15 protein-coding genes and 2 pseudogenes are annotated in these 20,417 nt (G+C 41.4%); 13 read left to right on the top strand and 4 right to left on the bottom strand.

Features of this window, described 5'->3' with window-relative positions:
- Positions 1 to 76: 76 nt before the first annotated feature.
- Positions 77 to 154 (bottom strand): annotated as a pseudogene (locus tag ADA55_RS31365) (CotG/ExsB N-terminal domain-containing protein); the annotation flags it as partial.
- A gap of 148 nt (positions 155 to 302) precedes the next feature.
- Here ADA55_RS31365 and ADA55_RS10230 point away from each other — a divergent pair.
- Positions 303 to 1,394: a CotH kinase family protein gene (locus tag ADA55_RS10230; protein WP_048682986.1), complete on the top strand. Its 1,092-nt coding sequence runs from the start codon at positions 303 to 305 to the stop codon at positions 1,392 to 1,394.
- Between the two features lie 145 nt (positions 1,395 to 1,539).
- On the top strand, positions 1,540 to 2,511 hold the full coding sequence (locus ADA55_RS10225) for an RNA methyltransferase (RefSeq protein WP_105718833.1): 972 nt from the start codon (positions 1,540 to 1,542) through the stop codon (positions 2,509 to 2,511).
- A gap of 136 nt (positions 2,512 to 2,647) precedes the next feature.
- Here ADA55_RS10225 and ADA55_RS10220 read toward each other — a convergent pair whose 3' ends face one another.
- Together ADA55_RS10220 and ADA55_RS10215 are read right to left on the bottom strand one after the other, a co-directional pair.
- Positions 2,648 to 3,844 (bottom strand): M14 family metallopeptidase, encoded by a 1,197-nt coding sequence (locus ADA55_RS10220; protein ID WP_048683058.1) that lies wholly within the window; start codon positions 3,842 to 3,844, stop codon positions 2,648 to 2,650.
- A gap of 202 nt (positions 3,845 to 4,046) precedes the next feature.
- On the bottom strand, positions 4,047 to 5,012 hold the full coding sequence (locus ADA55_RS10215) for an MBL fold metallo-hydrolase (RefSeq protein WP_048682984.1): 966 nt from the start codon (positions 5,010 to 5,012) through the stop codon (positions 4,047 to 4,049).
- Between the two features lie 310 nt (positions 5,013 to 5,322).
- Between ADA55_RS10215 and ADA55_RS10210 the strand changes: the two genes are divergently transcribed.
- Both ADA55_RS10210 and ADA55_RS10205 read left to right on the top strand, forming a co-directional pair.
- Complete coding sequence (locus ADA55_RS10210) at positions 5,323 to 6,300, top strand: 2-hydroxyacid dehydrogenase (protein ID WP_048682980.1); 978 nt, start codon at positions 5,323 to 5,325, stop codon at positions 6,298 to 6,300.
- Between the two features lie 556 nt (positions 6,301 to 6,856).
- The gene (locus ADA55_RS10205) at positions 6,857 to 8,089 is read left to right on the top strand and encodes a multidrug effflux MFS transporter (protein WP_373689787.1); all 1,233 of its coding nucleotides are present in this window, start codon (positions 6,857 to 6,859) and stop codon (positions 8,087 to 8,089) included.
- Between the two features lie 49 nt (positions 8,090 to 8,138).
- Here the strand turns inward: ADA55_RS10205 and ADA55_RS10200 are convergent, their stop codons facing one another.
- The gene (locus ADA55_RS10200) at positions 8,139 to 8,924 is read right to left on the bottom strand and encodes an SDR family oxidoreductase (RefSeq protein WP_048682977.1); all 786 of its coding nucleotides are present in this window, start codon (positions 8,922 to 8,924) and stop codon (positions 8,139 to 8,141) included.
- A 206-nt stretch (positions 8,925 to 9,130) separates the two neighbouring features.
- Between ADA55_RS10200 and ADA55_RS10195 the strand changes: the two genes are divergently transcribed.
- The 9 genes and pseudogenes from ADA55_RS10195 to ADA55_RS10150 all read left to right on the top strand — a co-directional run bounded on the left by ADA55_RS10195 (position 9,131) and on the right by ADA55_RS10150 (position 20,414).
- Positions 9,131 to 10,129 carry a Gfo/Idh/MocA family protein gene (locus ADA55_RS10195; RefSeq protein WP_048683051.1) on the top strand — a complete coding sequence of 333 codons (999 nt, stop codon included), beginning with the start codon at positions 9,131 to 9,133 and terminating at the stop codon, positions 10,127 to 10,129.
- Between the two features lie 80 nt (positions 10,130 to 10,209).
- A complete protein-coding gene (locus ADA55_RS10190; protein WP_048682973.1) occupies positions 10,210 to 10,518 on the top strand; it encodes a heme biosynthesis protein HemY in 309 nt (102 codons plus the stop codon).
- A 21-nt stretch (positions 10,519 to 10,539) separates the two neighbouring features.
- The gene (locus tag ADA55_RS10185; protein WP_048682968.1) at positions 10,540 to 11,661 is read left to right on the top strand and encodes an NADH-dependent flavin oxidoreductase; all 1,122 of its coding nucleotides are present in this window, start codon (positions 10,540 to 10,542) and stop codon (positions 11,659 to 11,661) included.
- Between the two features lie 259 nt (positions 11,662 to 11,920).
- Positions 11,921 to 13,330, top strand: coding sequence for a glycoside hydrolase family 1 protein (locus tag ADA55_RS10175; protein WP_048682962.1), 1,410 nt, complete (start codon positions 11,921 to 11,923; stop codon positions 13,328 to 13,330).
- Between the two features lie 494 nt (positions 13,331 to 13,824).
- Entirely contained in the window at positions 13,825 to 15,465 is a 1,641-nt protein-coding gene (locus ADA55_RS10170; RefSeq protein WP_048683047.1) for a SulP family inorganic anion transporter, read from the top strand.
- A gap of 84 nt (positions 15,466 to 15,549) precedes the next feature.
- Complete coding sequence (locus tag ADA55_RS10165) at positions 15,550 to 15,963, top strand: MerR family transcriptional regulator (RefSeq protein WP_048682957.1); 414 nt, start codon at positions 15,550 to 15,552, stop codon at positions 15,961 to 15,963.
- 245 nt (positions 15,964 to 16,208) lie between these two features.
- The gene (locus ADA55_RS10160) at positions 16,209 to 17,723 is read left to right on the top strand and encodes a carboxylesterase/lipase family protein (protein ID WP_048682954.1); all 1,515 of its coding nucleotides are present in this window, start codon (positions 16,209 to 16,211) and stop codon (positions 17,721 to 17,723) included.
- A gap of 32 nt (positions 17,724 to 17,755) precedes the next feature.
- Positions 17,756 to 19,042 (top strand): kynureninase, encoded by a 1,287-nt coding sequence (gene kynU / locus ADA55_RS10155; protein WP_048683044.1) that lies wholly within the window; start codon positions 17,756 to 17,758, stop codon positions 19,040 to 19,042.
- Between the two features lie 14 nt (positions 19,043 to 19,056).
- A pseudogene (locus ADA55_RS10150) lies at positions 19,057 to 20,414 on the top strand (amino acid permease).
- Positions 20,415 to 20,417: the final 3 nt, after the last annotated feature.

Here is a 20,417-nt window from a genome sequence, read left to right as displayed (position 1 = left end):
TGCAACGTTTAGTGCTGCAAGAAGAGCACCCTTTATTGTTATTTGTACGTGAATGTCTGCCTATTGGATGTGGGTCATTAAACATGAAATCGCTTAACCCCATGGAATTGGCTCTATCCACCGCATTTTGTATGTCACGAATGATGTCTGACATATATAATCCCCCTTTCTATACATTAAACTATGTTGCTTGTACGTGATGTGCTAAAGATAATCCCCAATCTTTTTAAAAATAGTGTTCTTAGGGTGACACCCTTCGCTTTTTTTCCATAATTTAATAGGAAAGTGAAGGGAAGGGTTATATGAATTCTGACAAGAAGGTGCCTGTGTACCAGCTTTATATACCACCAGTTCATTTAATGGAACTTCGCAGAGATATATGGTGCAATGATCCTTTACCTGCAAAGTTAACGATCAACAAAAAAAAACTTGATATTGATATTGTTTACCGTGGCTCACATATCCGAAGTTTTCGGAAAAAATCCTATAATGTAGTCTTTTATAAGCCTAATACTTTCAAGCATGCCAAGGAAGTTCATTTAAATGCCGAATATAAAGATAAATCTTTACTAAGAAATAAATTATCTTTAGATTTTTTTGCAGATATAGGGACTTTATCACCGAAAGCCCAGTTCGTTTTCCTAAATCTAAACGGAAAGGACGAGGGGATATACCTCGAATTGGAATCGGTGGATGAATATTATTTGAAGAAAAGGGGGCTCCCCAAGGGGGCAATTTTCTATGCAGTGGATGGTGATGCCAATTTCTCATTGATGAGCGATTTGGATAAAGGAATCAAAAAATCATTGGAGATGGGCTATCAAAAAAAGTGCGGGACAGAAAAGGAGGAATTATATTTACAAGAGCTGATCCTCCAAATCAATACAATTTCAAGAGTGGATTTTGAAAAGGAAATCGTAAAATATGTCGATGTGGAAAAGTACCTGCGCTGGCTGGCCGGTGTCATATTCACGCAAAACTATGATGGGTTCGTTCATAACTATGCTTTGTATCGAAATGGAGATACCGGTCTATTTGAAATGATTCCATGGGATTATGATGCGACATGGGGCAGGGATGTTAACGGGAAAGTGATGGAAGAGGATTATGTGGGAATCGGGGGGTTCAATACATTGACTGCTAGGATCCTTGATGTAAGGGGATTTCGTGTCAGGTACCAAGAACTTCTTAAGGAGATTTTGAACAATCATTATAACGTGGCCTATATGAAACCTATCATTCAGGAAATGCATGATCAATTAAGACCTTATGTATCAAAAGATCCATATATCAAGGGGAATATTGAGAAATTTGATGATGAGCCCGAATTCATCCTGAAATTCATTGAGGCCCGTGCGAAGTATATAAATAGCCACCTGTATAAATTGGATTAATAAATCCTTTCGTTAGAGATGGAACAATGAAAAATATGGTGGCAGGAATGCTGAATAAAAAGCATTCCTGCTTTTTTCTGCACGATTCCATTTGCTTTTCTATCCTATTACAGCTATGTTTGATAGAAAGGTATAATCTAATGTAATGAAGGATGGGAATGGATTGACTAATCATAGCCGCAAACCGGCATATATATATACATTTACATGCACCCCTGACGAACGCTCATTATCTAAAATGGAGATGCGTTCTTTCTTTGGCTTTGAGACTTCAGGGGATATTTTGAAAAGTGATATAGCCATTGAACCGAGCAGGAGCCCTTTTATAAAAGGGCGGGTCGATATCATGTTTGAAGGGGAAAGCATATCCGAAATCGTTGAGCAAGTTAAGGATATTCATTTGCCTGATTCGACGTTCAAAGTATTATTCGTGAAAATTAATGATTGGAATAAAGAAGAAAAAATAGATTATGATGGACAGCGTGAAATTGAACGGGAGATTGGCTGGCACATTCAGGGAAATGCCGATGTACGTAATCCAGATCAGGTCTTTGGAATCGTGACGCTTGGCGGTCGTTGGTATTTTGGGAAGTATGTCAAACCTGAAGCGGTTTGGTTAAAACATATGAAGAAGCCCCGTGAATATTCAACTGCGCTTAGCACGAGAGTGGCGAGGGCCATTGCCAACATTGCCGTTCCACATCCGGATAGGGTGAAGGCAATTGATCCATGCTGCGGAATTGGAACGGTATTGGTGGAAGCCCTTTCGATGGGGATCAATATTGATGGCCGGGATATCAACCCGCTTGTTACCGACGGTTCAAGGGAGAATATTGCCTATTTCGGACTCGAAGGTGATGTAACTACAGGTCCGATTTCGGAGGTCACCAGTAAATATGATGTAGCGATTATCGATATGCCTTATAATCTATATACACATGCGACGCCGGAGGATCAGCTATCAATCCTTAAACACGCAAGGGGCTTTGCTGATAAGGTCGTCGTCGTAACGATCGATACGATGGATCATATGATTGAAGAAGCTGGATTTGAGATTGCTGATCGCTGTGTTGCCAGGAAAGGCATTTTTTCCAGAGAGATTGTCGTGTGCGTGTAAGTATCTTCAGCAAGAAAAGGCTGGAATTCCAGTGTCAATTAGACAAATAAAAAGGGCTTTGCTGCCATCTGGCTTCGATATTCAACCGATGCCAGATCGCGGACAAGTCCCCTTTACAATTAAGTTTCAAAATTTACTAGATTCCGGGTGTAGATGAACTTTCAGGGATTTTTTCATAGTCTGATGGATTAAGATTATGAACAGATCCATCTGTTACACCATTGATAATACCCATTAGCCCCGTTTCAACCGTTTTTACGAGCTGGCCATTCTTTTTTTGCCCAAAGTTTTGTGTTTGACCACTAACTTCAAATAGAACCGTCCCACTTCCGTTTAAAGCAAACGTCCCTAAAGCAGTCCCTGGCAGGTCAATAGATTGATCATATAATGAAATATTTGTAAAAACTGAATTCCCTTTTGCTTGCAGTGCATTATACGCAGTAAGTGTTAACTGACGAGAGAAATCATACTTGAAATTATCTGCATACTCTGCATATTTAGCACCTTCTGGAGTGCTTGGGTTAGGAACGAATTTTCCTGATATTGACATAGTTGCACGCTCATCAGTTCCTTCGATATATGGGAATCCCTGATGATGAAGATCGATAAAAACATCCACTTTCCCGAATTTCGATTTTAACCCTTTATATGTGTTACGTAACGTTTGCGCTTCGGGGGTAATAAACCAGCCTGGCTTTTCAGATGCCCCCGGGAAGTCTTGAGGTTTTGGTACATAATTTAGGTCTGGATTGAAGTCACGATTAACATCAAATCCCGGTTTGGTAGCATAGTCGTCTCCTGATCTGGGAGTAGTGTAATAGTTCCAAGTAGGTTTTGCATTAGAAAGTTGGGGGAATTTACCTACAACTTCAGACCATTTCATCTCATTTCCACGACGATCAAGCTCTGAGCCGTCTACGTTCATCATTGGAATGGCAACAATTGTTAGTTCATCAAGCACTTTCTTTACCTCAGGCGAGTTACTTTGACCAAGGTTTTTAAGAATGTTCAATAACGCGACAGTTCCTGTTTTTTCATTTCCATGAATTTCACTTTGAATAAGAACGACTTTGTCACCATGACCGACAGTCACTTTTTGAATGGAACGACCCTGATTCGTTTTTCCGGCCACTTCTACATTGACTATCCCTGCACTCGCTTGCTCAAGTTGATTTAATTCTTTTACAAGTTCGTCATAATTTAGGAATGCTTCGGTAGAAAGATTCGTTCCGCCTGTCGGATTTGGTCCTCTTTCTGCTAAGCTGACATTTGGGCCAAGTAATGTTGCGGCTACTACTGTTGAACTTAAAACCTTTAAAAATTTTCTTTTCACATCAAATCCCCTATTCTGAAAATATTTAATATTCAGATAATAAATTCTTCTAATAAATTCTTCACTTTCTAATCGATTTCCTGTTAGATTCATTAAAACACCCAAAAGGTCCTATGTATTTCAGATTCAATTATTTTGTGCATTTTTCCATAAAAAAAGTCCCTGCTAAGTGGGGACGATTTCAATTCAGCCTTTTTTGATGTCATTTAGCTTGATAATGAACTACATTTTCAACGAGTTGTTTCGTGACCTTCCCCTGATATTCCAAATAATCCAAATGGCCGATGATTTCTGACATGACGAGCGGGAATTCTGCTATATACTTTTGTTTGTAAAACTCCTTTGCCAGTTCATTTCCTGTAGAAATTCCGGATCCTATCAAGGCCAGGATCTTTTGTGATTTCCTCTCTATGCTGTTGAGTCTTTTTTCAATCAGATGACCGGGTTGTTCAATCACGTTACCATGACCAGGAAAGAGGAGATTCACCTGTAATGCTGAACATCGTTTTAATGAGTCGATATGATCTACAAGAGTCAGCATTCTATTACCGTTTTCATCAGGTTCGATCAAGGCATTGCTTGAGATATGTTCAATCAATAAATCACCGGCAAGAAGCCGTTTCCCTTCTCGGTCAAGAAAAGCAATTTGATCCGGGGCATGCCCGGGAAATTCGATCACCTCAAAATTCAGCCAGTGTTTTTCCGTGATTGCGATGATGTCACCATTCAGTTTTTGATCTTTATTATTATTGACCGCGTTGAATAGGTAAGCCACTTGTTTATCTCCAAGTTCACCACAGCCCATCTCAAGGTATAGCTGTTTATAAAATTCAATTCTCATACTTAAGAAGTCAGGGTCCCTTTTTAAACGGGGAATGGATTTAGAATGGGCATAAACGGGAATCGGATGGAGTTCGGTAATCCGGTTGACCAAACCAACATGGTCTCCATGGTGATGGGTTAACAAAATTTCCGTGATGTCCCCAACTGTAAATCCATTTTCATTTAATGTTTGCTGCAGTGCATTCCAGCAAACATCATCATTCATACCTGCATCAACTAATGTTAAAGATTCATCCTGTTTAACTAAATAAAAGTTTATACTTTTTAAAGATAAAGCGCTTGGAGCTATAATTGGATAAATTTTATATGTTGTATTCGTTTTCATGAACGTCCCATATCCTCCTAAATCGAGATAAACTTCATCTGGAAAATTGCGATATTACTAATGACCGAATAGATGTAAAGGGTTATTATTCTATGATTGGTTAAATGAACTGAAACTGTCAAGCGGAAGCTTCCAGGCAATCAAGAAAATATAATAGTAAGATTGATTGGAAATGGATGGTCTATTTATCTAGTTTATTTTAAAATTGAATAAACAAGCTAGTCATTTAGCCAATATTCTTTAAATTTAATTATTGTGTAATGAAAACTGAATGTGTTCAATGGAAAGAAACGGTATAGGAGGTTATGGTTTGAAGCCAAAAATTTATATTACAAGGAAATTGCCAGAACAAATCATCGAGGGTCTTAGTCGGAATTATGATGTCAGGATGTGGGATCAAGAGGATATACCGGTCCCTAGAGAAGTCCTTGTAAAAGAAATGAAAGAAGTCGAGGGGCTGCTTTGCTTATTGACGGAACAAATCGATGAGTCACTGATTGAACAGGCACCCAATCTGAAAATCATCGCGAATATGGCAGTGGGCCATAATAATATTGACGTTCAAAGTGCAACAAAACGGGGCATCATGGTAACGAACACACCGGGGGTTTTAACGGAAACGACAGCTGATTTAACCTTCGGCTTACTGCTTGCAACGGCAAGGAGGATGATGGAGGCAGAAGATTATTTAAGGAATGGAAAGTGGGAAACATGGTCGCCGATGCAGCTGACAGGACAAGATGTACACGGTGCAACGCTGGGTATCATCGGGTTAGGCAGAATTGGGGAAGCCCTTGCAAAAAGAGCTAAGGGATTTGATATGAACTTAGTTTATTTTAATCGAAGCCGTAAATATGAACAGGAAAAAGAGTTAGGAATCGAATATCAGCCCCTTGAAAAATTGCTCCAAATCTCGGATTTCGTTTGTGTCATGCTGCCGCTCACAGCGGAAACGGCTTATATGATTGGCAAGGAGCAGCTGGAATTGATGAAAGGGACGGCTGTGCTCATTAATACCGCAAGAGGCGGAATTATCGATGAAAAAGCGTTGTACCAGGCGCTGGAAAATCGAGAGATTTGGGCGGCTGGATTGGATGTATTCGAAGAAGAGCCCGTCCCTCTGGACCACCCGCTGCTAACATTGCCCAATGTGGTTACTTTACCGCATATCGGGAGTGCTAGCATTGCCACAAGAATGAAAATGGCAACTCTTGCTGTACAAAACTTGGTGGACGGATTATCTGGGGATACTCCCCGTAATTTAGTATTGTTGAATAAATCAAAATGACGCTAAAATGGGATTCGGAATGGTTTCATCCCGAACAAAGATTTTAAAACAAGAATAGATTATCCTTCATGTTTTTTTACTATAATCTTTATTGGATTGAAGAAATTTGCGACACTCCTGCCGAATAACTGGCTTGCCGAGACCCCACAGGCGCATGTGGCAAGGAGGCTTGGCAGACAGTCGGCGGAAAGGGAGCGGATTTCTGAAATCACCGGCAACCTTTTTTAAATAAAAAAACTGCAGGCAAGCTCTCTTCACTTCAAGTTTGTCTACAATCTGAAATGACCCCAAAAATGGGGTCATTTTTTATGGGGAATGTTGGACCTTTAATAGTTTTTCTTTGGTTCGTAGTATTCTCAAATGATATTTCCTGAAATATGATTTGTCCTTTTTAGAAGATTTCGGAGTTTTGATGCACCTGTGCTTACCTGAGTGCCGAAAGGAAGAATCCCATTCAAGTGGAGCATACTTATCGTAAATTGTTGCGATCTTTTGTAAAATAAAGAAAGTCGAGTTTATTAGGAAGAACAATTAGTTGAAAGGGATAGGGTTAATAATGATTGAAATGAAGGAAACGATATCATCCGGCAACGAAATGACTAAATCCAAAAGGCTGTTGATGGCTCTTATGCTAGGGTCTTTTGCAGCGATTGGACCACTGTCACTTGATATGTATTTACCAGGTCTCCCCACACTGGCAGAGGATCTGAAAAGCAGTACGTCATTAGCGCAGCTAAGCTTGACTGCCTGCTTGTTAGGATTGGCTTTGGGCCAAATTTATTTAGGGCCTCTAAGTGATGCAAAAGGAAGGCGTTCACCGTTAATCATATCTTTATCCATTTATTGCATTTCATCTCTGTTATGCGCTTTTGCCCCAACCATTGAATTGCTTTTATTATTACGTTTTATCCAAGGTATTGCGGGAGCGGGAGGCATTGTCATTTCAAGGGCCATAGTTCGTGACCTTTTTTCAGGAACGGATTTGACCAAGTTCTTCTCCATGTTAATGCTGGTGAATGGGGCGGCACCGATATTGGCTCCGGTTTTTGGCGGTCAACTTTTGCAGTTCACTTCTTGGCGGGGAGTTTTCATTGTCATTTCAGTATTAAGTATCATTATGGTTGCGGCTGCATTTTTTGGGATAAAGGAAACTTTATCGTCCAATCACAGGAGTGCTGGCGGGGTAAATGATACAATTAGGACTTTTGGGAACTTATTGAAGGATCGTGTGTTTATGGGCTATGCTTTTGCACAAGGATTCATAAGTGCCGCAATGTTTGCTTATATTTCCGGATCGCCTTTTGTTCTCCAGAACATTTATGGGGTTTCCCCACAGACCTTCAGCCTGATTTTTGCAATAAACGGGGTTGGGATCATCATCGCTTCACAAGTTGCCGGGAAGCTGGCAGGCAGGGTTAAAGAAGAAAGATTGCTTCAAATGGGGTTATGCCTAGCTTTGTTTGGGGGAATATTACTTCTTGCCTCAGTCCTTCTTGAAATGGGCTTGGCCGGAATCTTGGCCGCTTTATTCCTCTCCGTCTCCAGCGTCGGTATTGTCGGTACAACGAGTTTTTCTTTAGCGATGCAAAATCAGAAAAAAACAGCAGGCAGTGCTTCGGCTTTAATTGGCTTGCTTCCCTTCATATTAGGATCGCTAATGGCTCCCCTGGTGGGGTTAGGTTCAGGTGAGTCGCCCTTGCCGATGGGAATTGTGATGGTAAGTTGTCATGTCATCGCCATGTGCGCTTATTTACTCCTTGCCCGTCGCGGGTTAAGGCGAGTTGCTTAAAAAGGAAAAGCTGAAATCCTGATGTGGATTTCAGCTTTTCCTTTTTGGATCATAATAGTGATTCTGCTCCATCGATATAAACTTCCGTGCCCGTAACATGGGAGGACATGTCTGATGCTAGGAACAATACGAGATCACCAGCTTGTTCGGCAGTCCCCGCTTTCCTCGCCAGGGGCTGGGAACCTTCGGGATATTCAATGGGAATCCTGATTTTTTTAAGGTTTTCTTCTTCCGGGAATGTATTATCGTCAATGTTCGTATCGATGGAACCGGGACAAATGGTATTTACCCTGATTTTATATCTTGCCAATTCGAGTGCGGCCATTTTACCGAAAGCGACTTGACCGGCTTTGGATGAACTATAAGCGGAAAAACCAAAATTCTTGAAATATCGGTTTCCGTTGATGGAGCTGTTGATCACGATGCTGCCACCCGTTTCCTTCATGTAAGGAATGGCGTATTTGATGGTGAGAAAGGTGCCTTTGAGGTTGATGGTATGTGTCTTATCCCAATCTTCTGGCTTTATGTCTTCTATAGGGGCAATCACTCCGTTGATGCCTGCGTTTGCAAATACAAAATCAATTTTCCCAAAATGTTCATGGGCTGTTTTGTAGGCAAGTTCAACTTGCTCAGCCTTGGAAACATCCGTTTTAATGATTAAAGCCTCTCGACCAAGGTTCTCGACTTCTTCCTTCACTTTTTCGGCATTTTCGACTGTACGGTCAAAAAAGATGATGTTCGCGCCGTTTTCAGCTAGTTTAAGTGCGGCACCCCGGCCAATTCCTGATCCCCCACCGGTAATGATGGCAACTTTGTTTTTCATTAATTCTGTCATACACTTCACACGCTCCTTTTAAGTTTTCTTTCCCATTTTGGGAGTATGTAGAAACATCATGGCAGTTGTAATATAGAAAAATTATAAACGAATATTGCCTAAAAAATCCAATTTAAGCAATTGCGAGTGTTCAATATACTTTGTTTTTCAGTGAAATGTCTGTATATTGAGGACATGATAAAGTTAGCTTGAAAGGGGATAGGATGTTGATAAGATTAGGAGTAATAGGTACAAATTGGATCACGGAACGATTTTTGGAGGCTGCAAAGCATGTAGAGGGTTTATCGTTAACCGCCGTGTATTCACGTACAGAGGAGAAAGCGAAGGAATTTGCCAATAAATACGAAGTACATACGACTTTTACGAATTTAGAAGCAATGGCCAGCAGCGATGAAATCGACGCTGTGTATATAGCAAGCCCTAACTCTCATCATTGCAGGCAAGCCGTGTTATTTTTGCAAAATAAAAAACATGTATTATGTGAAAAACCAATGGCCTCGAATGCGGCTGAAGTAAGGGAAATGATTGAGGCTGCAAAACAAAATGATGTGCTATTGATGGAAGCGATGAAATCGACCATCATGCCGAATTTCGAAAGTATAAAGGGCAATCTGGATAAAATCGGGAATATACGGCGTTTCTCGGGAAGCTTTTGCCAATACTCATCACGCTATGATTCATATAAACAAGGAACTGTGCTGAATGCATTCAATCCTGAATTCTCCAGTGGCTCTTTAATGGATCTAGGCATTTACGTGCTCTATCCACTTGTTGTACTGTTCGGTAAACCGAATAAGGTGCAGGCATCAGGAACGATGCTCGAATCAGGAGTTGATGGGCAAGGTACGATTCTGCTTACCTATGATGAAATGGAGGCAGTCGTCATGTTTTCCAAAATTACTGAGTCCAATTTGCCATCGGAAATTCAAGGTGAACATGGAAGCATAATCATTCAGAAAATTTCAGGACCGCAAGCGGTGGATATTCAGTATCGGGATGGAACCACTGAAAATATTTCCGTTAAACAGGATATGCCTACCATGTATTATGAAGCGAAGGAATTTTTTGATTTGATACAGCAGGGGAAAATGGAATCCGATATAAATACATATTCGAATTCACTGTTGACTATGGAAATCATGGATGAAGCAAGAAGGCAAATCGGCATCGTCTTTCCTTCAGACCGCGGACAAGGCCAATCATGAAGGGGAAAAATGGATGTTACTGATAACCCTTAATTGGGTAGAACTAGTACAGGGATAATTTAATTGTTGGGGGAATGGAAATGAAGTGCAAAATAAATCGCCATGCAGCAAAGGTCTTACAAAAGATGCTCAGCACTGAAGAAGCCGAAGGGAAAATGATTCGTGTATATATCACCCATATGCATGGCGATCATGCCCATTATGACATGAAGCTTGATACACCGGTAGAATATGATGAAATCGTCAAAACAGATAAAGATATCGATATTTTACTTGATTCACGTGAAGAATTTCTGGATGGTGTCTGGATTAAATATTTTTATGTTCCTGAAGAAGGCTTTGAGATCACGAATCCTTCTAAAGAACCGCATGGACATCATCACCACTAATAGTAAAGGGGGAGGATTGGCATGAATCAAAAATACGAAAAGATCTTTCAACCATATATATTTCCATCAGGGGTAGAAGTGAAAAACCGTATCATGATGGCTCCTATGACCACTTATTCTTCGGATGACCAAGGCGTTGTAACCGATGATGAACTGGCCTATTACGCTGAGCGCTCGGCTGGTGTAGGTGCGGTGGTCACGGCATGTGCCTATGTATCTGCTGGGGGCAAGGGATTCCCAGGCCAATTAGGTGCAGATGACGATTTCTTTATCCCATCCTTGAGAAAACTAGCTGAAACGATTCAGTCCAATGGGTCAAAAGCGATCCTGCAAATATATCATGGAGGCCGTCAAAGTCCGCCGGAATTATTGCCTGATAACCAACCTGTTTCTGCAAGTGCGATTGCTTCCAGCGAAGAAGCACCTGTACCGCGGGAAATGAGTGAAGATGAAATACAAGACGTTATTAAGGCATTTGGCGAAGCAACAAGAAGGGCCATCGAAGCAGGTTTCGATGGTGTGGAAATCCATGGTGCCAATACTTACTTGCTTCAACAATTCTTCTCGCCACACTCGAACCGCCGTACAGATAAATGGGGTGGAACATTGGGAAAACGATTGATTTTCCCGCTTACCATTGTGAATGAAGTCGAGAGAACGGTTGCCGAGCATGCAGAAAAGCCGTTTATAATTGGCTACCGCCTTTCTCCTGAAGAAGGCAGCAATCCTGGAATCACTTTAGATGATACGATTCAATTCGTTGATAGATTAGCGAATCAAAACCTGGATTATCTACATATATCGGTAGGTCACTTCTGGAATGGCTCATTCCGTGAGAGTGATAGGACAAAGTCGCGTATCGTTAAAATTTACGATAAAGTAGGTAATCGTATCCCGGTGGTCGGTGTAGGTTCACTGCATACACCCGATGAAGTTGCAGAAGCCATGGAAACGGGGGTCCCTTTTATCGCCCTTGGCCGTGAACTTCTTATGGAACCGCATTGGATTGAAAAAATCAGGTCTGGAAAAGAAGCGGAAATACGGACTACCCTCTCAAAAAAAGATCAGCATGAACTGGTCATTCCAGATCCGCTTTGGGAAAAGTTGATCAGGATAAAAGGCTGGCTCCCGGTTGTGGAATGATTGCTAACATCTTTAATATGTGTAACCCGTCCCCATAAGGTGGACGGGTTTTTGTATGTTCATATGCTACTAAGTATCAATCATCTTTTGCTAGAAAAAGAGAAATTGATTCAGCGGAATTCTGGATTTAATCATTCCGTGATAGTAAATACTATCTATAAGGCTTATGTTTTACGTGAACTAAAAAAAATATTTGTACCAATGAATAAAATATATTATTATCAATTTAATAAGCAGGTATGAAAAGGGAGGGTTTTTAATGAAATTTCCACACGATTTTTTATTCGGAGCAGCTTCTGCTTCTTTTCAAATAGAAGGAGCATGGGATGAAGATGGTAAAGGTATAACGAATTGGGATGTTTTTTCAAAGATTCCGGGGAAAACATTTGAAGGTACAAATGGGGATGTAGCGATAGACCATTATCATCGTTACAAAGAAGATATTAAATTAATGGCAGAGATGGGACTTGAATCATATCGCTTCTCCATTTCATGGGCCCGTATTTTGCCAACAGGTGATGGGGAAGTCAATGTAAAAGGCTTGGAATTTTATAATAATGTGATTAATGAATGCTTAAATTATGGGATTGTCCCATTTGTTACGCTGTATCATTGGGATTTGCCTTTGACGCTTGAACAAGATGGGGGATGGACGAATAAGCGAACAGCTGAAGCATTCGTCAAGTATGCGGAAATTTGTTTTCGCGCATTCGGAGATCGCGTCAAACATTGGATCACGTTTAATGAAACGGTTATGTTTTGCGGTTTAGGGTATTTAAAAGGAGCTCACCCGCCTGGAATCCAAAACGATGAAAATAAATACTTTCAAGCGACACATTATGTATTTTATGCACATGCCAAAGCGGTAGAGGTATACAAGGCACTGAATCATTACGGTGAAATTGGGATTACCCATGTATTCCTGCCAGCTTATAGTATTGATGACAAACATGAGAATGTATTAGCTGCTAGGCATGCCAATGAATATGAAACTTTTTGGTATTATGATCCAATTTTAAACGGTGAATATCCAGCTTATGTGGTTGAGCAATTAAAGGAGAGAGGCTGGACACCAAGTTGGACAGAAGAAGAACTGGATACGCTAAAAAGGAATGCGGGGAAAAATGATTTTATTGGACTCAATTACTACCAGCCCATTCGGGTGAAAAAATACCTGGAAGCCGTTTCAAACATGGAGCATTCAAGAGAAACATCTACTCTGGCTCCAGGGAACCCGTCTTTTGATGGCTTTTATCGGACCGTAAAAATGGAAGATAAAACCTATACAAAATGGGGCTGGGAAATCTCACCTCAAGGATTTTTAGATGGGCTGCATATGTTAAAAGAACGTTACGGCGATATTAAAATGTATGTTACAGAAAACGGACTTGGTGATGAGGATCCGATTATCGATGGTGAAATAGTTGATGTTCCCCGTATTAAATATATTGAGGAGCACTTAAAAGTGATTAAGCGGGCAATCAACGAAGGCATCCATTTAAAAGGATATTACGCATGGTCTGTCATTGATCTATTAAGTTGGTTAAACGGGTATAAGAAGCAATACGGATTTATTTACGTGGATCATCATGATCAGTTAAACCGGAAAAAGAAGCTGTCGTTTCATTGGTATAAACATATTATCGAGACGAGAGGAGAAGAGCTGTAAACTGAAAGTGTGTATTAGGGCAGAGCATGTTTTGAGCAATCTTTCTCAAAACATGCTTTTTCCATTGTCCACTGATCAAGTTTCCGGTATGGGGAATTAGACCAAAGTTCAAACCTCCTGATTCGTAGTCTGAATCTCCAGCTTCAAATTAACTAGACTGGAAAAATGGTCCCGGATTGTAATAATAATGTAAAAATATTCAAAAAGTTGTAAACAAATGTTAACGTTTCTAACAATGTACAGTTTTACGTTTTACTGTATAATGTTGAAGCGTGGTCGAGTCCATGTCAAATAACCTTACAAAAGGAGATTATATATGACGATTATTTCTTAGTTTTGAAAAGTCCCCCGCTTGGTTTGTCCCGTTGAAAAATGCCTACAATAATTAGATTATTTTCAAACAAGTAACTCCCTCTAAATTGAAAGAATGTCATTTTCATGATGATGCTAGATTCCAATCTTAAAAAACGACTAAGGATGTGAGTTTGATAAAGATGATAAAAGATTCTAGATTTCAAGGATATAACATGAAGGGTTTTCAAAAAGACGTGACGGCAGGTTTGGTCGTAGGGGTTGTAGCCATTCCTTTAGGGCTGGCTTTTGCAATTTCTTCAGGCGTCGAACCGATATATGGGTTATATACGACCATCATCGCTGGTATTCTCATTTCGATTTTGGGTGGCTCAAAATATCAAATTGGAGGGCCGACCGGGGCGTTCGTTCCTTTATTATTTGGAATCGTTATGCAATATGGGTATGAAAGCCTGCTTATTGCCGGGTTTTTAGCGGGGATAATGTTAGTCCTGATGGGTCTGCTTAAGTTAGGCAATTTGATGAAGTTCATTCCCCGTCCTGTCATCATTGGATTTACAACAGGCATTGCGATAATAATCTTTTCAGGGCAAATTGCCAACTTCTTTGGTATGAAAGTGGAAAAACATGAAGCGTTCATGGATAACATGAAGGAACTGGTGATTAAAGCAGACACGATCAATCTATATAGTGTGATTGTTGCGATTATATGTTTTGTCGTCATACTGCTGGCACCTAGGTTTGTGCCACGAGTGCCAGGACCGCTTCTGGGTCTGCTAATATCAACAATGGCAGCTTACCTTTTATTTCCCGATAAGGTGGCTACGATTGGTTCCACGTATGGAGCGATTCCGAGAGGTTTTCCGGAATTCCAAGCACCGGATCTTTCAGTGGAAGTCCTTATCACACTCCTTCCCGTTGCTTTTACAATTGCCTTGTTAGGCGGTGTCGAGTCATTGTTATCCGCTACCGTGGCGGATAACATGGGCGGTACCAAGCATGATAGTAACAAAGAGTTGGTTGGGCAAGGAATTGCGAACATCGCGACCCCATTCTTTGGCGGGATACCTGCAACAGGAGCAATCGCCAGGACCGCTACCAATATAAAAAGCGGGGCAGCCTCCCCGATGTCCGGAGTCATTCACGGAATTGTCGTTTTACTGGTTTTGCTGGTGCTTTCCCCATATGCAGCGCATATACCGTTGGCTAGCATGGCACCCATATTGATGTATGTTGCCTGGAATATGAGTGAAAGAAAGGAATTCGCTCATGTATTGAAAACGAAGACGGCGGATTCTGCGGTTTTGCTAGTCACCTTCCTCATCACTGTCTTCACTGATTTAATCATGGGAGTGGGAATCGGCTTATTGATTGCATTCATCACCTTCATTGCAAAAATGAGCCACACGTTAAAGGTTAGGGAAAGAAGTCATGAGATTACCGAGATTGTTCCAATTGATAATTCGGATTCAAAGATCAATGTGTATAACTTGGAAGGACCTCTTTTCTTTGGTTCGATAGACGTCCTGGAGTCATCGATATTGGCTAACTTGGATAATAAGACGAAAGTTTTGGTATTAAGCATGCGCCGGGTAACATATATGGACACTTCAGCAGAGGCAGCACTATTGGCGATCGTTAATCGCATTCGAAAATATAAGGGGAAATTGATCATTTCCGGAATTCAGCAGCAACCAAAGGAATTGTTACTCAGCACTGGGTTGTATCATAAAATAGAAAAACAGCACTTTTTTAAATCGAAGGAAGATGCCCTGTATTTTGCCAAGAACCAGCTGAAGGGCAATTCGGATAAAGTAGTCTAATAGTTTCATCTTGAAGTCACCTTTTTGGATAGATGTGTTATAGTATCGTTAACAGTAGATTTTTTAAAGAAGGTGACTATCTGGGTGAATGTATATCGGATTGGCCAGCTTGCTGAACTTGCGAATGTTTCGAGAAGAACCATTGACTATTACACACAATTAGGAATGCTGAACTATGAAAAAACTGGGTCAAGATATCGGTATTACACAGAAGATGCTTTAAATCGTCTTCAAATGATTAATCGGTATAAAGAACAGAATATGCCTTTGAATGAAATCAAGGAACGGTTACAAGTCTTGTCTGAAACCACTGTTGATTCTGAGCAAGTGCTCTTGATGGTGGACAAGCTATCTACAGACCTTAGAGGCCTGGAGAATGAATTGCTGGAATTAAAGCCTTTATTGGAACAGCTCGATGAACAGCAATTAACATATGCTGCACAGCAGCTTTCCGTTCGGGGCAGCTCTTTATTGAGTATCCTTGCCATGCTTGCCTAAGATTTTTGCCGAGTTCAACAAAAAAGACCTGATTGGGTCTTTTTTTGTTGAACGGGTCATTTGAAAACCATTATTTAAAATAACAATTCAAACTCCTGAGGATAACCGGAGCTTTATATACAATGGCATTCCTTTATTTCGGATGAACGGACTCCATAGATCTTTTTTCGATAAAGATGAAGGATATAAGGGAATGGAAAAAGAAGAACTTACATATCTACTACTATATGAAGAGGTGAGTGGGAATGATTGGATCAATAGTTACGACGGTAAAAGGACATCTTCAAGGTACTATGGAAAACGATATATGCGTTTGGCGTGGAGTCAGGTATGCGAAAGCGCCGATTGATGGGCTGCGTTTCCGTTCTCCGGAGCCAGTTGATAATTGGAGCGGTGTCATGGATGCAGTGGATTTTGGTCCCGTTCCCCCGCAGCCGATGGATCGTGCGGTAAGAACAGGAATGAGCGGAAATGAAAAAATGGATGAGGATTGCTTGTTCCTGAATATTTGGTCCCCTAGAGCTGATGATAATAAACGCCCGGTCATGGTGTGGATTCCAGGAGGAGCATATATAACGGGAGCTGGATCCCTTGATATGTACAATGGACACTTACTGGCTAAAAATGGAGATGTAGTCGTGGTAAGCATCAACTATAGGCTGGGGGCACTGGGATATCTGGATTTTACCGAGTTGGCAGGTGAAGGGGAAATATTTGAAAACAATTTAGGTTTACATGATCAAGTTGCGTCTCTGAAATGGGTTAAAGAAAATATAGAAGCGTTTGGCGGCGACCCTGATAATGTTACGATATTTGGTGAATCAGCTGGCGGTAATGCGGTGACGACTTTACTTACTGTACCTTCAGCGAGGGGGCTTTTTAAACAGGCCATTGCAGAAAGTCCTGCTCCGACATCTGTTTACGGAAAAGGATTTGCGCGCCAATTCAGTGAAAGGTTCCTTGAGATATTGGGCATTGGAAAGGGTGAAATCCACCGATTAAAAACACTACCAGTTCAAGAGATTGTCGCTGCCTCCCACCAACTCTTGCAGGAAAATTCACAGGAAATGCCGGGCTCACTAGCATTTGGACCAGTCGTAGATGGTGACTTCCTGCCCGATTATCCACTAGATTCGATTCGATCGGGAAGAGCAGGGGGAATACCCTTGCTTATAGGAACAAATAGGGACGAAGCGACATTATTCGATCAGATGGACCCCCCTTTAATCCCAACTAATATGGCGATGATTCATAAAATGTTCGAAAATACTGATCCGAAGGCGAAAGAGCGAATTACGAATGCTTATACAAACTACCCAGAAAAGGAAGCTGTACTAGGCATTGGCCGTGATGCGACATTCCATATTCCCTCGGTTTGGTATGCAGAGGCATACAGCCGCTTTGAAAAAACATGGATGTATCGTTTTGATTATAAAACGGCGGCCATGCGCATAAGTAAATTAGGGGCGACACATGGTATGGATATCCCTTTTGCTTTCCAGACCTTCGACTCGGCATTCGGGAAACGGATTGTTTCATATGGTTCAAGGTCAGCTGCCCTAAAGGTTTCCCATAGAATGCAGGGCCATTGGGTCAACTTTGCGAAATATGGAAACCCCAACCCCCCGGAAGGTGAAATTTGGCCGAAATATGATGAAACCAACCACTACACAATGATTTTTGATAAAAAGGATTATATTGAAAAAGATCCTGACAGAATGATAAGGTTGGCATGGGAAGGGGTAGGGATTTACAAGTGAAAAAAAGTGGATTGGAAGGAAGCGGGGAGAACATGGATATCAATAATTTCATGTCAACGAAAGAGTATGCGAAAACGTTGGATCAGGAAGATCCATTAGTTTCTTACAGAGAGGAGTTCTATTTAAACCCCGGGATGATTTATATGGATGGCAACTCATTGGGACTTTTATCGAAGCGGGCTGAGAAAAGTTTAATGAAGTCATTGGAAGATTGGAAAAAGTATGGGATCGATGGCTGGACGGAGGGTGCAGAGCCCTGGTTTTACTTTTCTGAGAGATTGGGTGAATTGAGTGCCCCGTTGGTAGGAGCTTTAGAGGATGAAGTGATAATGGGAGGGTCGACTACGGCTAATCTGCATCAGCTTGCAGCCACTTTTTTTGAACCGAGAGCTGGCAGGAATAAGGTTTTGGCGGATGAACTAACCTTCCCAAGTGATATCTATGCACTTCAAAGCCAGTTACGATTGCATGGGCTTGACCCTTCGGCACACTTGGTTCAGGTGAAAAGCCAAGATGGTAAATTCCTTGAAGAAGATGACATCATTGAAGAGATGAACGAGGAAATAGCGTTGATTGTCCTTCCGACGGTTTTATATCGAAGCGGTCAGATACTTGATATGGAAAGGTTAACGAAGGAAGCGCATGCGCGTGGAATCATGATAGGATTCGATGCCTGTCATTCTGTGGGTGCCATCCCGCATTTGTTTGATAATTGGGAAGTGGATTTCGCTTTTTGGTGTAATTATAAGCATTTGAATGGCGGACCAGGATGTGTAGCGGGGTTATATGTGAATCGGAAGCATTTCGCAAGGAAGCCTGGATTGGCTGGATGGTTTGGCTCGCGGAAAGATAAGCAGTTCGCTATGGAACATACCTTTACCCAGGCCAATTCGGCAGGTGCATTTCAAATTGGAACTCCCCATATATTAAGCATGGCTCCCCTTTTAGGCTCGCTTGAAATGTTTGCGGAAGCGGGGATAGAACAAGTTCGGAAGAAATCCTTGAGGCTGACTCAATATCTTATGGATTTAATACAATCGGAATTAACGGGATATGGATTTGAAATTGGGAGCCCAAGGCATGAATCAAAAAGGGGCGGTCATATCATCCTTGAACATCCAGAAGCTGCGAGAATATGTAAAGCATTGAAACAAGAGGCCATCATTCCCGACTATCGTGAACCGAATATGATTCGTTTAGCACCTGTCGCTCTTTATACCTCTTTTCAGGAAGTCTATGAAACTGTACAGGTACTCAAGAAGATCATGGACGGCAGATTATATGAAAACTATGAAAATAAAAGGGGAATCATTGCCTAGAATGGGAGCAACATATGGAGAATAATAAGCTGCAACGTGAATTATCATCGAATCAAATCACTATGATAGCCATGGGGTGTGCAATTGGCACCGGGTTATTTTTGGGCAGCGGCCTTGCGATTTCAACGGCTGAACGGCTGGTCCAAGTGTACTTATCAGCTATGCAATAGGTGCATTCATTGTCCTTCTGCTGATGGGATGTTTGGCGGAAATGACTGTAGCCTATCCAACATCGGGATCCTTTGGAACCATTGCGGAAAAATATATAAGTCCATTTGCGGGTTTTGTTGTGAGGTATTCCTATTGGATAGCGAATGTTCTTGCCATTGGTGTCGAAGTGAGTGCCATCGCTGTTTATATGAAATATTGGTTTCCGGATATACCTGGAAGCATTTGGATTTTTCTTTTTGCTGCACTGCTAATCTATGTAAATGCGACGAGTGTCAATACATTCGGCAATTTTGAGTATGTATTTTCAATGATCAAGATAAGCGCCATTGTCATATTCATTCTACTGGGGGCCTATGTGGTGATTGGCGCCGAACCTTCAAGCGGGATCGGTGTAGAGAACTATGCCAATGATGGAGGTTTTATGCCTTTCGGATTTTGGGGGCTCTGGGTCGCCATATTCATTTCGCTCTTCAGCTTTTTAGGAACTGAGCTGATTGCGGTGACGGCGGGGGAAGCAAAGGACCCGGATATAGCCGTACCTAAAGCTTTGAAGGCAACTGTCTTCAGGCTTGCCACTTTTTATGTACTGACTATCGGGATCATGTTAATGATTGTTCCCTGGCAAGCTGCCGGTATTGATAAGAGCCCATTTGTCAAGGTAATGGAAATCCTGAATGTCCCCGGGGCATCTGGGATAATGAATTTCATTATTTTAACCGCTGCTTTATCTGCAATGAATAGTCAATTATATGCCTCCACCAGAATGATATTTTCATTATCCGAGCAACATCAGGCTCCAGCCCTATTTCAAAAAGTGAGCAGGAAAGGTGTCCCGCTAAGGGCCCTTCTCATATCCACTTTAGGAATATTTCTTGCTGCAGGAGTAAAAGTCCTGCTTCCGGATACTTCATATGCATTCATGATGGGGATATCGATGTTCGGAGCCATTCTAACCTGGTTCATGGTGTTCATTTCCCATTTATATTTCAGGAAGAGGTGGGAGAAATCAGGGGGCCGCAAATTACCGGTTAAAATGTATGGATTTCCATATCTAACGATTCTTGGTGCATTTCTTTTGTTTGCATTGACGGTATCCACCTGGTTCACTGGCCCATTTAAAATCGTGCTCCAGTTCGGGGTTCCTTGGCTGATCTTTCTTTGCATCGTTTATTTATTGATGTCGAAATTCAAAAGAAAGTAAAGG

It is taken from the genome of Bacillus sp. 220_BSPC (assembly GCF_001054655.1).
Lineage (GTDB): Bacteria > Bacillota > Bacilli > Bacillales > DSM-1321 > Peribacillus > Peribacillus frigoritolerans.
This window is presented reverse-complemented; position numbering and strand designations above follow the sequence as displayed.

Coding starts and splice junctions, on each gene's coding strand:
- ADA55_RS10230 (WP_048682986.1), top strand. CDS start 303: ATGAATTCTGACAAGAAGGTGCCTGTGTACCAGCTTTATATACCACCA.
- ADA55_RS10225 (WP_105718833.1), top strand. CDS start 1,540: ATGAAGGATGGGAATGGATTGACTAATCATAGCCGCAAACCGGCATAT.
- ADA55_RS10215 (WP_048682984.1), bottom strand. CDS start 5,012: ATGAAAACGAATACAACATATAAAATTTATCCAATTATAGCTCCAAGC.
- ADA55_RS10205 (WP_373689787.1), top strand. CDS start 6,857: ATGATTGAAATGAAGGAAACGATATCATCCGGCAACGAAATGACTAAA.
- ADA55_RS10200 (WP_048682977.1), bottom strand. CDS start 8,924: ATGACAGAATTAATGAAAAACAAAGTTGCCATCATTACCGGTGGGGGA.
- ADA55_RS10190 (WP_048682973.1), top strand. CDS start 10,210: ATGAAGTGCAAAATAAATCGCCATGCAGCAAAGGTCTTACAAAAGATG.
- ADA55_RS10185 (WP_048682968.1), top strand. CDS start 10,540: ATGAATCAAAAATACGAAAAGATCTTTCAACCATATATATTTCCATCA.
- ADA55_RS10175 (WP_048682962.1), top strand. CDS start 11,921: ATGAAATTTCCACACGATTTTTTATTCGGAGCAGCTTCTGCTTCTTTT.
- ADA55_RS10170 (WP_048683047.1), top strand. CDS start 13,825: ATGATAAAAGATTCTAGATTTCAAGGATATAACATGAAGGGTTTTCAA.
- ADA55_RS10160 (WP_048682954.1), top strand. CDS start 16,209: ATGATTGGATCAATAGTTACGACGGTAAAAGGACATCTTCAAGGTACT.
- kynU (WP_048683044.1), top strand. CDS start 17,756: ATGGATATCAATAATTTCATGTCAACGAAAGAGTATGCGAAAACGTTG.